The sequence below is a fragment of the Acinetobacter zhairuonensis genome, from assembly GCF_022601715.1.
GTDB lineage: Bacteria > Pseudomonadota > Gammaproteobacteria > Pseudomonadales > Moraxellaceae > Acinetobacter.
The window spans coordinates 43374-57983 of the sequence record NZ_JAKVIM010000006.1; the positions used below are offsets into that span (position 1 = coordinate 43374).

At 43.1% G+C, this 14610-nt stretch carries 12 protein-coding genes; 7 read left to right on the plus strand and 5 right to left on the minus strand.

The window, feature by feature from the left end; genetic code table 11:
* Positions 1-9 precede the first annotated feature (9 nt).
* From rutG to cysK, 3 genes are all read left to right on the plus strand, one after another.
* Complete coding sequence (gene rutG / locus MKI85_RS06310) at positions 10-1359, plus strand: pyrimidine utilization transport protein G (protein WP_241626056.1); 1350 nt, start codon at positions 10-12, stop codon at positions 1357-1359.
* Positions 1360-1390: 31 nt separating this feature from the next.
* Positions 1391-2266 (plus strand): NAD(P)-dependent oxidoreductase, encoded by an 876-nt coding sequence (locus tag MKI85_RS06315; protein WP_281070021.1) that lies wholly within the window; start codon positions 1391-1393, stop codon positions 2264-2266.
* Between the two features lie 168 nt (positions 2267-2434).
* Entirely contained in the window at positions 2435-3433 is a 999-nt protein-coding gene (gene cysK, locus MKI85_RS06320) for a cysteine synthase A (protein ID WP_241626058.1), read from the plus strand.
* 69 nt (positions 3434-3502) lie between these two features.
* Here cysK and MKI85_RS06325 read toward each other — a convergent pair whose 3' ends face one another.
* The 5 genes from MKI85_RS06325 to MKI85_RS06345 form a co-directional block, all read right to left on the minus strand.
* Positions 3503-4405: a hydroxymethylglutaryl-CoA lyase gene (locus MKI85_RS06325; protein WP_241626060.1), complete on the minus strand. Its 903-nt coding sequence runs from the start codon at positions 4403-4405 to the stop codon at positions 3503-3505.
* Positions 4402-6390: an acetyl/propionyl/methylcrotonyl-CoA carboxylase subunit alpha gene (locus MKI85_RS06330; protein ID WP_241626062.1), complete on the minus strand. Its 1989-nt coding sequence runs from the start codon at positions 6388-6390 to the stop codon at positions 4402-4404. Before MKI85_RS06330 ends, MKI85_RS06325 begins: the two co-directional genes overlap by 4 nt.
* Positions 6391-6409: 19 nt before the next feature.
* A complete protein-coding gene (locus tag MKI85_RS06335) occupies positions 6410-7204 on the minus strand; it encodes an enoyl-CoA hydratase/isomerase family protein (protein WP_241626065.1) in 795 nt (264 codons plus the stop codon).
* Between the two features lie 10 nt (positions 7205-7214).
* Positions 7215-8867, minus strand: coding sequence for a carboxyl transferase domain-containing protein (locus MKI85_RS06340; RefSeq protein ID WP_241626291.1), 1653 nt, complete (start codon positions 8865-8867; stop codon positions 7215-7217).
* A gap of 90 nt (positions 8868-8957) precedes the next feature.
* Positions 8958-10154, minus strand: coding sequence for an isovaleryl-CoA dehydrogenase (locus MKI85_RS06345; protein ID WP_241626067.1), 1197 nt, complete (start codon positions 10152-10154; stop codon positions 8958-8960).
* A 144-nt stretch (positions 10155-10298) separates the two neighbouring features.
* Here MKI85_RS06345 and MKI85_RS06350 point away from each other — a divergent pair, with 144 nt between their 5' ends.
* The 4 genes from MKI85_RS06350 to MKI85_RS06365 all read left to right on the plus strand — a co-directional run bounded on the left by MKI85_RS06350 (position 10299) and on the right by MKI85_RS06365 (position 14571).
* The gene (locus MKI85_RS06350) at positions 10299-10928 is read left to right on the plus strand and encodes a TetR/AcrR family transcriptional regulator (RefSeq protein ID WP_241626069.1); all 630 of its coding nucleotides are present in this window, start codon (positions 10299-10301) and stop codon (positions 10926-10928) included.
* 103 nt (positions 10929-11031) lie between these two features.
* A complete protein-coding gene (locus MKI85_RS06355) occupies positions 11032-12723 on the plus strand; it encodes an AMP-binding protein (protein WP_241626071.1) in 1692 nt (563 codons plus the stop codon).
* Between the two features lie 97 nt (positions 12724-12820).
* Positions 12821-13813, plus strand: a complete 993-nt coding sequence (bioB, locus tag MKI85_RS06360) for a biotin synthase BioB (protein ID WP_241626072.1) — start codon at positions 12821-12823, stop codon at positions 13811-13813.
* 80 nt (positions 13814-13893) lie between these two features.
* Complete coding sequence (locus MKI85_RS06365; protein WP_241626074.1) at positions 13894-14571, plus strand: class I SAM-dependent methyltransferase; 678 nt, start codon at positions 13894-13896, stop codon at positions 14569-14571.
* Positions 14572-14610: the final 39 nt, after the last annotated feature.

Sequence of the window (14610 nt, forward strand, 5' to 3'; positions counted from 1 at the left end):
GGGAAACCCATGCAAGAAAAACAATCGTGGTTTCCGAAATTTAAGCCTTACCAAGGCGATTTAGATACAACACCAGTTCAAATTGATGAATATCTCCCAGTCGGACGCAGTATCGTTCTTGGCTTACAACATGCCTTTGCCATGTTTGGGGCAACAGTACTGGCACCCTTGCTGATGGGTTTTGATCCTAACTTAACCATTTTTATTACGGGTATAGGCACCATTTTATTCTTCCTGATGACAGGTGGACGAATGCCGAGTTATCTGGGGTCTAGCTTTGCATTTATTGGCGCAGTTGCTGCGGCAACAGGCTATAGCGGCGTAGGCTCCAATCCTAACTTGGCGCTTGCACTTGGGGGAACTATTGCCTGTGGTCTGGTGTATGCCGGCATCGGTCTGGTGGTCATGAAAACGGGAACAGGCTGGATTGAAAAGTTGATGCCACCGATTGTCACAGGAGCGATTGTGATGATTATTGGTTTGAACCTTGCTCCAATCACGATAAAAAGTGTATCTGCCAATACGTTTGACACTTGGATGGCGGTGATCACCATCGTATGTATTAGCGTTGTCGCTGTATTTACCCGGGGTATGGTGCGCCGTTTATTGCTGCTGCTTGGGCTTTGTTCTGCATATTTTGTATATTTCTTACTTGCCAACGTGATGGGATTTGGCAAATCAATTGATTTTTCAATCATTGGCAATGCAGCATGGTTTGGACTGCCGACCTTTCATGCTCCTGTTTTTGATGCTAATGCGATGCTACTCATTGCACCTGTAGCTGTGATTTTAGTGGCAGAAAACTTGGGGCACTTCAAAGCAGTTTCAGCCATGACTGGGAAAAACTTGTCGCCATACATGGGACGTGCCTTCTTCGCTGATGGTGTATGTACCTCTTTATCTGCTTCTGTGGGTGGCACAGGCATGACTACGTATGCTGAAAATATTGGCGTGATGGCAGTCACCAAAGTCTATTCAACCACCATTTTTGTGGTCGCAGGGATCTTCGCCATTTTACTGGGCTTATCACCAAAGTTTGGGGCGGTGATCAGCACGATTCCAGTGGCACTATTAGGTGGTGCGTCAATTGTGGTCTTTGGATTGATCACTGTGGCTGGTGCAAAAATCTGGGTCGATAATAAAGTTGATTTCACTCAAAACAGCACCTTAATTATTGCAGCGGTCAGTTTAATTATGGGCGCAGGGAACTTCAGTTTACACATTGGTTCATTTGACTTGGGCGGTATTGGTACTGCAACACTGGCGGCAATTTTACTTAACCTTTTCCTCAATCGTGGTGAAGAAACCATAGCGAAGGTGCAAGACGTGGATAGTGAAGTAAACAGCCGTGTGGCATAAGGCGCTTAATGAGCCTGAATGGAGAAATAAATTGAGTCAAAGTATTGCTTTTATTGGATTGGGGGCGATGGGTTGGCATATGGCATCCCATCTGCCAAAACTCGGATTACCTGTGTATGTCTGGAACCGAACGACTGAAAAAGCCGAACAACATGCAAAGCAATTTGGTACACAATCGGTGAATTTAGAACACGCCGTGCAAGCTGATTATATTTTTTCCTGCTTGCCGACCAGTGCAGATGTCGAACAGTTGATTGCACAATATCCACCCAAAGCGGGCAGTATCTGGATTGACTGTACCAGTGGCGTACCAGATTCAGCACGTAAGTTGTCGCAACAGTTGGGGAAAGATCAGGTGGCGTATTTGGATGCACCTGTATCAGGGCAAACCATCGGCGCGGAACGAGGAAGCTTAACTGTAATGTTGGGAGGAGATAAAGACGCTTACCAACGTGCATTACCGATCATTTCAGCATTTTCAGGCTTGGTCGAATATGTCGGATGCAGTGGTTCAGGTTTTGCGGTGAAAGCAGTGAATAATGTACTCATGGCAACGCATTTATGGGCATTGGCAGAAGGGATGACCATTCTGAAGCAACAGCAGGTCGATGTCACAGCGGCATTGAGTTGTATTAATCATTCCAGCGGTAAAAGTACAGTGTCCGATTCCATCATGGCGCAGAAAGTGTTGAACCGTAGTTTTTCTAAAACCTTTGCCTTAAATTTGTTGCAAAAAGATATTGGAATTGGGGTGGATTTGGCACAACAACAAGACGCAAATGTCCCGATTTTTGAAAGTATTCAAGCACTGTTTCAAGAAATTCCAAAAGCGCAAGCGGAGCAGGTGGATTTTACTGCGGCAGTTTCCGTGCTTGAGCAATGGAACCAAACGGTTTTACAAGCCTAAAGATAAAACGGCATAGGGAAATGCCGAAATCTTGATATCCCAAAAAGACCAAAAAAGAGGGATTTTTAAAGCGAAATCTGTAGAAAATGCCAAGCGCCATCTGTATTTCAGTAAAATTGGTTGTATCATGATTCAGTTACAAATAGTCAATAAACTTAGGGATATAACATGAGTACTGATTCAGCCTTTCCAACACCAAATAATTTAGGTATCGCAGTTTATAGTAATAATGCCGATGCAATCGGTAATACTCCATTGGTACGTATTAATCGTGTCATTTCAGGTGGCGCTAATGTGTTTGCTAAAATTGAAAGCCGTAATCCAGCTTTTTCTGTGAAATGTCGTATTGGTGCTGCATTGATTGCCGATGCTGAAAAGCGCGGTGTATTAAAGGCAGGCATGCATATTGTCGAACCAACCAGTGGTAATACGGGGATTGCTTTGGCTTTTGTTGCAGCAGCAAAAGGTTATGACATTACTTTAACCATGCCAGCCAGCATGAGTATTGAGCGTCGTAAAGTACTGAAAGCATTGGGTGCAAACTTGGTGTTGACTGAACCAGCTAAAGGCATGAAAGGTGCTGTAGATGAAGCAGTACGTTTGGCCACTGAGCAACCTGAGCTTTACTATTTACCACAACAATTTGAAAACCCAGCGAATCCACAAATTCACGAAGATACGACTGGTCCTGAAATCTGGGCAGCGACCAATGGACAAGTCGATATTTTAGTGGCTGGCGTAGGAACTGGCGGTACAATTTCAGGGATTTCACGTTTCTTTGAAAAAGTGAAAAACCAGCCGCTTTATTCTGTTGCTGTTGAACCTGCAGAGTCGCCAATTATTAGCCAAACTAAACGTGGTGAAGCGATTTCACCGGCACCGCATAAAATTCAGGGGATTGGGGCAAACTTCATTCCGAAAAACTTGGATCTTGATTTAGTCGATGAAGTTATTGCAATTGCCAGCCAAGAGGCGATTGATTGGGCGCGGAAAACTGCGACTCAAGAAGGCATTTTAGTCGGTATTTCTTGTGGTGCAGCCATGGCAGCAGCAGCGCAATTAGCAGCCCGTCCTGAAAATGCGGGTAAAAATATTGTGGTGATCTTGCCTGACAGTGGTGAACGCTATTTATCTTCTGTGCTGTTTGAAGATATCTCTGCTGACTAAGCCAAATTTATTTTAATGAAAAAATTAGCCGCTCATTGAGCGGCTAATTTTTTAAGTAGCTGTTCTAGTTCAAGCACAACGTGTTTGAAAATAAGCGTTGGCATAATTTGAAGGATTATTCCGATCTAAACGCTGACTGATGTTTTGACTGGCACGCATCAATGCTTCGACATTAATGCCGGTTTCAAAGCCCATGCCATTGAGTAAATACAATAAATCTTCGGTACTTACATTACCCGATGCCCCTTTGGCATACGGGCACCCGCCTAAACCTGCAATTGAAGAATCAAAAACTCGAATGCCTTGTTCAAGGGACTGGTAAATATTGGCAATTGCCATGCCGTAGGTGTTATGAAAATGTCCTGCCATGAATTGAGCATCTAATTCACTTAAACAAGCTTCCCACATCGTTTTGACACGGTTTGGCGTTGCTGTACCGATGGTTTCACCCAAAGACACCTCATAACAGCCCATATCAAACAAACGTGTCACCACTTTGCTGACTTGTTTCGGATCAATTGCACCTTCATAGGGGCAATCGACCACACAAGATACATAGCCACGGACTTTGATGTCATGTTCTTTGGCTGCTTTTAGAATATCGGCAAATTTTTCAAAGCTTTCATCAATGGAACAGTTAATGTTCTTTTGCGTGAAGCTTTCAGAAGCTGCGGTAAAAACCGCAACCTCTTTACAACCTACTGCCAGAGCAGATTCAAAGCCTTTCATGTTTGGAGTGAGCAAACTAAATTGAATATTCGGATCTTTCGGTAATTGTGCATACAGCTCATCACTAAATGCCATTTGTGGCACCCATTTTGGTGACACGCAAGAACCGACTTCAATCGCTTTGAGACCCGTTTGCATCAAGTCCAGAATCAGCTGTTTACGATCCTGAAGCGTGAGTGGTGTTTTCTCGTTTTGAAGCCCATCCCGCGGACCGACTTCAACGATTTTCACAAATTCAGTCATGCCACTTCCTCTGCTAAAGCTTGAAACTCCACCAGTTCATCACCTGCTTTGACTTGGTCACCTGCTTGGAAATAGGCAGAGGTAATCACACCATCGCGCGGAGCACGAATCGCATATTCAATCTTCATTGCTTCCAAGGTGAGCAGGATGTCATCCTTTTTCACTTGTGCATTGGCTTCAACCAACACTTGAGTAATCACACCTGGCATTGGCGCTTTTAAATTACCTTCATTCTGCTGTGCATCCTGATTGCCATAAGTTGGGCGTACATAGGCAAATTTATGTGTCTGACCTTCTTTGAAAACGGTAAGGTGGTCTACATCTGCACTAAATGCCAATTTAGATTGCTGACCATTCAGATTAAGTTGTGCTAAATGTGCATCCAGCAATTGCCCCTGAATTGGATATTCCTGACTTTGATAGTGTGCAATAAAGCCGTGATCAATTGCCGTAAAGCGCACCTCAATGGCTTGTTGATTGAGCTGCAATTTAACGCTGTATTGAGCTTTTACATTGACACGCCAAAGGGGTGCTGAAGACCAGACTGAATGCGAATTTTGCTGTTGGTGAAAGCGTTTTAATAATTCAATCAATGCTGCAGAAACAATGGTTTCAGATGAAGCTGCTTCAGCATTCATGAGGAATGCATCTTCACGTTGAATCAGGTTGGTATCCAGTTTGGCATTTTTAAATGAATCACAACGGATGATACGATCTAAGAATGCAATATTGTTGCCTAAACCTTCCACATGAAATTGACCTAAGGCATTATGCATTTGAACCAATGCCGCCTCACGGTTTTCACCCCAGACGATTAGCTTGGCAATCATTGGATCATAGAAGGTGGTAATTTCATCGCCCTCGACAATACCACTATCCACGCGGACATTTTGGTTTTGATTTGGGTAGTGCAGATAGCTAATTTGACCAATCGCTGGTAAGAAGCCTTTTTCAGGTTCTTCCGCATAAACACGCGCTTCAATCGCATGACCATGAATCTGTAATTCATGTTGTTGCTTTGGTAATGGCTCACCATAAGCCACGCGTAATTGCCATTCAACCAAATCTTGTCCTGTAATCATTTCAGTCACAGGGTGCTCAACTTGCAGACGGGTATTCATTTCCATGAAGTACGCCGTACCATCTTGTTCGACAATAAATTCCACCGTACCCGCACCGACATAATGGACAGCACGCGCTGCATCAATCGCAGCTTGACGCATCGCCTCTAGTTTATGCTGTGGCATTAAAGGAGCAGGTGCTTCTTCCAAGACTTTTTGATGGCGACGTTGTACTGAACAATCACGTTCAAATAAATGTACGTAATTACCATGTGTATCGCCAAAAACCTGAACTTCAATATGACGTGGTTGTATCACATAGCGTTCAATCAACACGTCATCATTGGCAAAGCTGGATTTTGCTTCACTCTTACAAGAAGCAAGTGAACTTAAAAAGTCAGCTTCGCGCTCGACCAAACGCATCCCTTTACCACCGCCACCTGCACTGGCTTTAATCAAAACTGGATAGCCAATCTGATCCGCTTGTTGTTTTAAGAAAGCTGCATCTTGATTGGTACCATGATAACCAGGGGTTAGAGGCACACCAGCTTTTTCCATCAATGCTTTTGAAGTGGCTTTTAAGCCCATCGCTAAAATGGCGGCAACTGGAGGACCAATAAAGGTAATATTGTTCTTTTCACAGGCTTCAGCAAATTGATCATTTTCAGATAAAAAACCATAACCAGGGTGAATGGCTTGAGCACCTGTCGTTAGAGCCGCTTGAATAATACGGTCAATCTGTAAGTAACTTTGTGAAGCAGGGGATTCACCAATATAAATGGCTTCATCCGCCTGTTTAACATGCTGAGATTGTGCATCGGCATCTGAATAAACCGCAACCGTCGCAATACCCAACTTTTTCGCAGTACGGATCACACGGCAGGCAATTTCACCACGGTTCGCAATTAGAATTTTTTCAAACATTGTTCTGTCCTTATTGTTGTTATGCCGTTGCCTTGATCCAAGCTGGGCTATGTTTGTTTAAAAAAGCATTCAGTCCATTTTTTGCTTCTTCACCTTGGCGCACATGTGCAATATGTTGTGCCGTTTGCACGAGTAAATTTTCATCAACACTTTTTTGATTGACCATCTGAATCAGTTGTTTCGATGCTGCTTGAGCTTCTGGACCACCTAATAACAGCGCTTGTAAAATCTCATCAACTTTGGCATCGAGTAATTCAGGCGTGGTGACTTCATGGGCTAAACCGATTTGAAGTGCTTGTTCTGCACTAATCCGTTCAGCTGTTAAGAAATAACGTGAAGCCTGACGGGCACCAATGGCACGAATCACATAAGGGCTAATGGTCGAAGGTGCTAGCCCCAGACGTACTTCAGACGTCGCAAACTTCGCTTCCGTACTGGCAACACAAATATCACAAGCAGAAGCGAGACCCATACCACCACCAAAGGCAATGCCTTGTACACGTGCAATGGTCGGCTGTTTTAAGGTTGCCAAGCTTTGCAGCATTTTCGCTAGTTTCAATGCATCGGCTTCATTGTCTGCTTGCGAGGCTTGTCCAGCCTGTTTCATCCAGTTTAAGTCAGCACCCGCTGAGAAGCTTTTGCCACGACCCGCTAAAATTACTACACGAATATCATCACGACCATTCAGTTGTTGAAAGCAGTGATGCAATTCTTCAATTACCGTGGTATTGAATGCATTATGCAGTTCCGCACGATTGATCCAAACCGTTGCCACTTGCTGTTGCTGTTCGAGTTGTAAAAATTGATAGTCCATTTTTCACCCCTTACATGCGGAACACGCCAAACTTGGTTGGTTGAATTGGGGCATTCATTGCCGCTGCCAGACTTAAACCCAAGACTTGGCGAGATTGAGCAGGATCAATCACACCGTCATCCCATAAGCGTGCAGAAGAGTAATATGGATGTCCTTGACGTTCGTATTGATCACGAATGGGTTGCTTAAATTCATCTTCTGCTTCGGCAGACCAAGATTCACCTTTTTGTTCAATTTGATCGCGTTTAATGGTAGAAAGTACGCTGGCCGCTTGTTCGCCACCCATGACCGAAATACGTGAATTTGGCCAAGTCCATAAGAAGCGTGGGGAATAGGCACGACCACACATACCATAGTTTCCTGCACCAAATGATCCGCCAATAATTAAAGTCAGTTTAGGCACATTCGCTGTGGCAACCGCCATCACCAGTTTGGCACCGTGTTTGGCAATCCCTTCATTTTCATACTCACGTCCGACCATAAAGCCGGTGATGTTTTGTAAGAACAACAATGGAATATTGCGTTGTACACACAGCTCAATGAAGTGTGCACCTTTTTGAGCAGATTCGGAAAATAAAATACCGTTGTTGGCGATAATGCCGACTGGCATGCCGTAAATTTTGGCAAAGCCCGTAATTAAAGTCGTGCCAAAGCGTGCTTTAAATTCATCTAAGCGTGAACCATCGACAATACGGGCAATAATTTCACGCACATCAAAAGGTTTACGCGTATCACTTGGCACAATGCCATACAGTTCTTCAGCAGGGAAAAGTGGCGCTTCAATGTCTTCTAAGGTTTTATTTGGTTTGATGTTCAAGTTCGCTACGATATTACGGGCAATTTGTAGAGCATGCTCATCGTTTTCTGCCAAATGATCTGCAACCCCTGAAAGACGAGTATGCACGTCACCACCACCCAAATCTTCACTGCTGACCACTTCGCCAGTTGCAGCTTTTACCAAAGGTGGACCACCCAAGAAAATGGTGCCTTGATTGCGCACAATAATCGTTTCATCCGACATGGCAGGCACATAAGCACCACCTGCGGTACAGCTTCCCATTACCACTGCAATTTGGGCTATGCCTAAGCTCGACATACGGGCTTGATTGTAGAAAATACGCCCGAAGTGATCACGATCTGGAAACACTTCATCTTGCATAGGTAAGTATGCACCGCCCGAATCCACCAAATAAATGCAAGGGAGGTGGTTTTGTTCTGCAATTTCCTGTGCACGTAAGTGTTTTTTCACGGTAAGCGGGTAATAGGTACCGCCTTTAACCGTTGCATCATTGGCAACGATCATGCAAGTGACGCCATTCACTTGACCAATACCTGCCACTACACCCGCAGCAGGCACATCATCGGCATAAACTTTATGTGCAGCCAATTGCCCAATTTCCAAGAAAGCTGTCCCAGCATCAATCAGTTGATCAATACGGTCACGCGCCAACAATTTGCCACGGGCGATGTGTTTTTGACGAGCGCTTTCACCACCACCTAAGGCAATTTTCTGGCTGATTTGTTTTAAATCTTGAACCAGATTCAGCATGCTTGACTGATTGTTTTTAAACTCATCACTGCGACTGTTAATTTTGCTTTGAAGTTGATTTAAGTCTGAACCTTGGTTTGCAAAAGTAATGTTCTGATTGTTCTGTTTTGGCATTTGTACCAGATTATACTCATCATGGTCGCTATGCATTTTGTTTTGTAATTGATTCATAGAAACTTCCTTGTATAAATTGGGTCAGAGGGATTAAGCAGTTTCGTTAAATAATTCACGACCGATGAGCATACGGCGGATTTCCGAAGTCCCTGCACCAATTTCATAAAGTTTCGCATCACGCCATAAACGTCCTGCTGAAAATTCATTGATATAACCATTTCCACCAAGGGCTTGAATGGTTTCACCTGCCATCCAAGTGGCTTTTTCCGCTGCATACAGAATGGCACTGGCTGCATCTTTACGCAGGCTGCGGCTATGCTCAGCTCGGTCACATTCAGCACCCACTGCATAAACCAATGCCTTACATGCCAACCAAGTTGAATACATATCGGCAATTTTGCCTTGCATGAGCTGGAATTCACCCAGTGCTTGTCCGAATTGTTTACGATCGTGAATATAAGGAATCACGGTATCCATACACGCATCCATAATGCCGAGAGGACCCGCGCTTAAGACTGCACGTTCATAATCTAGGCCACTCATCAGCACTTTTACGCCATTACCCACACCACCCAATACGTTTTCTTTTGGCACTTTGACGTTGTCAAAAAACAGAGGGTAAGTATTTGAACCGCGCATACCCAATTTATCCAGATGGTTGCCGTGGCTGAATCCAGGCATATCTTTTTCAATCAGGAAGGCGGTCATGCCTTTAGGACCTGCTTGTAAGTCAGTTTTAGCATATACCACCAACACATCGGCATCACCACCATTGGTGATCCACATTTTCGAGCCATTTAAGATGTAATGATCGCCTTGTTCTTCTGCTTTTAACTTCATGCTGACCACATCTGAGCCTGCATTGGGTTCAGACATGGCTAATGCACCAACAAAATCGCCAGAAACCAGCTTGGGTAAGTAACGTTGTTTTTGTTCTTCGTTACCATTTCGCTTAATTTGATTAATACATAGGTTAGAATGTGCCCCGTAAGACAATCCGATAGCGGCAGATGCACGTGAGATTTCTTGCATAACGATAATATGTGCTAAATAACCGAGGTTAGAACCGCCGTACTCTTCACTTACTGTTAAGCCATGTAAACCCATATCACCCATTTTCTTCCAAAGGTGAGCAGGGAATACATTGTCACGATCCACTTGTTGTGCAATTGGTGCAATTTCTTTTGCACAAAAAGCGGCAACTGAATCACGAAGTGCGAGTAGAGTATCGTCCAAACCGAAACTTAAGGTTTGTAGACTAAGTTGTAATGGAACGTGTGAGTTCATGCTGTTCATCCTGAGGTTATATTTGTTGTCCAATAAGCATTGTTGTTGTGCTTGTAGTTTTACAATACATCTATTTTTTAAAAAAGTGAACTAAAATTCATAAATTGATTTAAAATTCATTTTTGCCTTGTTGAGAATAAAATTATGAGTTATAAAAGATCATCATTGATGCAAGAACGTATGGAACAAAATCGACAATCGATTTTGCAATCTGCACGTGAACTTATTGCTCAAGGAGGATTTAAAGATGCACAAATTCAAGCAATTGCTGAACGTGCAGGCGTGTCCAGTGGCTTGGTTTACCGCTATTTTAACAATAAAAGTGAAGTCTTAATTGAAGTGTTGTCTGAAGCGATTCAGCATGAAATTCATATTTTGAATACCATTGCGAGTAGCGAAGGGCTAACAGCACAGCAGAAATTACACAAGGCAGTCACCACCTTTGTTAAGCGGGCATTGAATAGTCCTCAACTGTCGTATTCACTCATGTTCGAACCTGTAGATCCAATTATTGAACATGAGCGTTTTCGCAGTAAACAATTGATCAAGCAAAGCATTAACGAGATTCTTGCCGAAGGGAAAGTCAATGGTGAGTTTGGCTTTGAAGACTTAAATACGGTGGCGTTATGCATTGTCGGAAGTATGACTTTCGTCGTAATTGAGCCTTTAAATCCATCTCGTAATGTGATGTTTGATCAAAACTACAAAGATTATTTTGTGAAGCAGGTTGCAGATTTTTGTGTTCAAGCTGTGCAATTACAGGAGCGTAATTAAATAGTCTGATATGCAAAATAGGAAATCGCGTACAAAGTAATCCGTGTGATCAAAATAAAACAGTAAGAATCAGAATTACAAAGAATCAAGGAGAGTGATTCAAATGACACAGGTACGGTTAAGCTATGCGTATGGAGCCAGCAGTCAACCTTTATTGGGTATGACCATTGGTGAAAAATTTGATCAGGCATGTGCGCAATATGCAGATCAGGATGCTGTAGTCAGTGTGCATCAGAATGTACGGTTAAGCTACAAAGAGCTACAAGTTCAGGTGAATGCGCTGGCTTGTAGCTTACTTAAGCTGGGATTTAAAAAAGGCGATCGCCTTGCCATTTGGTCACCAAATTGTGTGGAATGGACCATTACTCAATTTGCTGCATTTAAAGCTGGCATTATTTTGGTCAACCTGAATACTGCCTATAAAAGCAACGAGCTTGAATACGTGCTGAATAAGGTGTCGTGTAAAGGTTTAGTGATTGCCTCGCAATTTAAAACTACAAATTATCAAGAGCTGTTAACTAAGATTGCGCCTGAGCTGCAAGAAGCTGAAGATAAAATCTTAAATGCACTACGTTTACCGCATTTAAAACACGTGATTAAAATTGATGATGCCGTACATACAGGAATGCATCGTTTTCAAGATCTTTTGGGACAACCCACAGTCAAGCAACTTGAAAAATTAGAAGAGGTTGCAAGTGAACTGCAGTTTGATGAAACCATTAATATCCAGTTTACTTCGGGTACAACGGGTAATCCGAAAGGCACCATGCTCACACACAATAACATTTTAAATAATGGTTATTTTGTCGGTGAAGCGATTCATTTAAGCCCGCAAGATCGCGTCTGTATTTCAGTGCCCTTATTCCATTGCTTTGGAATGGTCATGGGCAATTTGGCCTGCATCACGCATGGCTCAACCATGGTCTATCCTTCAGCAGTGTTTAATCCTTTAGATACGTTAAAAGCCATTCAGCAAGAAAAATGTACCGCTGCTTATGGTGTGCCAACTATGTTCATTGCGACCTTAGAGCATGAACAGTTCAACGACTTTGACTTAAGCAGCTTACGCACAGGCATTATGGCGGGTAGTCCGTGTCCACGTGAGATTATGCAACGTGTCATGGAGCGTATGCACATGACCGAAATTACCATTTGCTATGGCATGACCGAAACTGCACCGGTGAGCGCACAAAGTTCGACCAGCGATACAGTTGAACAACGTGTTGGTACGGTAGGTCGCGTACATCCACATTTGGAAATCAAAATTGTCGATGAAGCAGGTAAAGTCGTACCACGTGGCAAGCTGGGTGAGCTGTGTGTGCGTGGTTATTCAGTCATGTTGGGTTATTGGGAAGATGGCGAGAAAACCCAAGAAGTCATTGATAATGCGCGCTGGATGCATACCGGTGACATCGCAGAAATGAATGATGACGGCTTTGTAAAAATTAAAGGTCGTATTAAAGATGTGGTGATTCGTGGCGGTGAGAACCTGTTCCCGAAAGAAATTGAAGATTTCTTATATACCCATCCAGATGTGAGTGATGTACAGGTGATTGGTCTACCAGACGCACGTTATGGCGAAGAGCTTTGTGCCTGCATTATTTTGCATGAACACCATGAAACAACAGAAGAGAGCATTCGTCGTTACTGTGCTGAACATATTTCACATAACAAAGTGCCGCGTTATGTTCGCTTCTTTACTGAGTTCCCAATGACCGCTTCAGGCAAGGCGCAAAAATTCAAATTACGTGAATTTATGCGTAACGAACTGAACTTAGTAGAAGATATTGCATAACGCGAACATAGTATTGATTACTTTCCTTTATTCGCCAGTCGGGTAAAGGAAAGAATAAAAATGTCTGAACTACCCAAACAAAAATAAGGAAATCATGATGCAACTTCGTCACGATTGGACTCGCGCAGAAATACAAGACCTGTATCAGCAACCATTTTTAGATTTGGTTTTTCAGGCACAACAAATTCATCGTCAAAATTTCAGTGCTAATCAGATTCAGGTCAGCACCTTACTGTCGATTAAAACAGGAAAATGCCCTGAAGATTGCAAATATTGCTCTCAATCTGCACGTTACGATTCAAAGCTAGAAGCAGAAAAACGCATTGCGGTTGAAAAAGTCATTGAGGAGGCGAAACAAGCCAAAGCTTCAGGATCTTCACGTTTTTGTATGGGGGCTGCATGGCGGAATCCGCATGAACGCGACATGCCTTATGTCTTAGACATGGTGCGTGAAGTCAAAGCCTTAGGTTTAGAAACCTGTATGACTCTAGGTATGCTGAATGCTTCTCAGGCAGAACGCTTACAACAGGCAGGTTTGGATTATTACAATCATAATTTGGATACTTCACGCGAACATTATCCCAATATTATCACTACCCGTAGTTTTGATGATCGTTTAGCAACCTTACAACATGTCCGTGATGCAGGGCTAAAAGTCTGTAGTGGCGGAATTGTTGGCTTGGGTGAGCAGCGTGCAGACCGTATCGGTTTAATTTTCGAATTGGCGACTTTACCGATTCATCCTGAATCTGTGCCAGTCAATATGTTGGTGCCGATTGAAGGTACACCTCTGGCGCAAGAAGAAAAACTGGATGTCACTGAATGGATTCGTACCATTGCGGTTGCCCGTATTGTGATGCCGAAAAGTTATATCCGACTTTCAGCAGGACGAGAATCCTTAACTGACAGCGATCAAGCCTTGGCATTTATGGCAGGTGCAAATTCCATTTTCTCCGGTGAGAAACTTCTGACCACGCCAAATGTAGGACAGGGTAAAGATCAACAATTATTTCAAAAATTAGGTTTAACGGTAGAGAAACCAAAACCTTCTATTGCAGAACTGACACTGGATGCTATGTCAGTCGCTTAATTCAACCATAAAGCAGCACGGTACAAAAACTTTTACACAGTTTCTTGTCGTATGCAGAACAATTAAAAATAGAGCGCAGCATGGCCAAAGACTTTAACAGCCCACAAGTGGTGGAGGGATATGATGAACATATCCGTAAGCTGATTCCGGGGTATGAATTAACGCATCAGCAAGTGGATGCTATTTTGTCACATCATTATGGCGACCAAGAAAATGTTCAAATCTTGGTGGTCGGTTGCGGTACAGGATATGAAATTCAATATCTTGCACAAAAGCACCCGACTTGGCGCTTCACCGCAGTAGATCCATCACATGTGATGTTGTGCAAAGCCAAACAACACTTAGAAAAACAAGGGGTGTTAAATCGCATCCGTTTTATTCATGGCGATACCAAAAGTATTGGCGCGACGCAAAGCTTTGATGCGGTGTTATCCATTTTGGTTGCGCACTTTATTCCATTGGAATCGAAACAAAACTTCTTTAAAGACATTTTTACTCAATTAAAACCAAATGGCATGCTGCTGACCTATGACTTAATGAAAGAAACAGAAGCACATGAAATTTTGGTTCTGAAGCAGTTCTGTGAGAACAATGGCTTAACAGAAGGTCAGAGTGAAAAAATGGTGGAACGCTTACAACAGGATTTTTTTCTGGTTTCACCGCGAATGGGTCAGCAACTTCTTTCCAATGTTGGATTTAAAAAAGTAAAAACCTACAGCCAGATTATGAATTATTACGGTTTTTGTGCCGTGAAGTAATGATTTACACTTCGTCATGGACTGATCAATACCATGCAA

What these genes read in the sequence shown, in the direction of transcription:
- rutG (WP_241626056.1), top strand. Translation starts at nt 10, where the DNA reads ATGCAAGAAAAACAATCGTGGTTTCCGAAATTTAAGCCTTACCAAGGC.
- cysK (WP_241626058.1), top strand. Translation starts at nt 2,435, where the DNA reads ATGAGTACTGATTCAGCCTTTCCAACACCAAATAATTTAGGTATCGCA.
- MKI85_RS06325 (WP_241626060.1), bottom strand. Translation starts at nt 4,405, where the DNA reads ATGACTGAATTTGTGAAAATCGTTGAAGTCGGTCCGCGGGATGGGCTT.
- MKI85_RS06330 (WP_241626062.1), bottom strand. Translation starts at nt 6,390, where the DNA reads ATGTTTGAAAAAATTCTAATTGCGAACCGTGGTGAAATTGCCTGCCGT.
- MKI85_RS06335 (WP_241626065.1), bottom strand. Translation starts at nt 7,204, where the DNA reads ATGGACTATCAATTTTTACAACTCGAACAGCAACAGCAAGTGGCAACG.
- MKI85_RS06340 (WP_241626291.1), bottom strand. Translation starts at nt 8,867, where the DNA reads ATGCCAAAACAGAACAATCAGAACATTACTTTTGCAAACCAAGGTTCA.
- MKI85_RS06345 (WP_241626067.1), bottom strand. Translation starts at nt 10,154, where the DNA reads ATGAACTCACACGTTCCATTACAACTTAGTCTACAAACCTTAAGTTTC.
- MKI85_RS06350 (WP_241626069.1), top strand. Translation starts at nt 10,299, where the DNA reads ATGAGTTATAAAAGATCATCATTGATGCAAGAACGTATGGAACAAAAT.
- MKI85_RS06355 (WP_241626071.1), top strand. Translation starts at nt 11,032, where the DNA reads ATGACACAGGTACGGTTAAGCTATGCGTATGGAGCCAGCAGTCAACCT.
- bioB (WP_241626072.1), top strand. Translation starts at nt 12,821, where the DNA reads ATGCAACTTCGTCACGATTGGACTCGCGCAGAAATACAAGACCTGTAT.
- MKI85_RS06365 (WP_241626074.1), top strand. Translation starts at nt 13,894, where the DNA reads ATGGCCAAAGACTTTAACAGCCCACAAGTGGTGGAGGGATATGATGAA.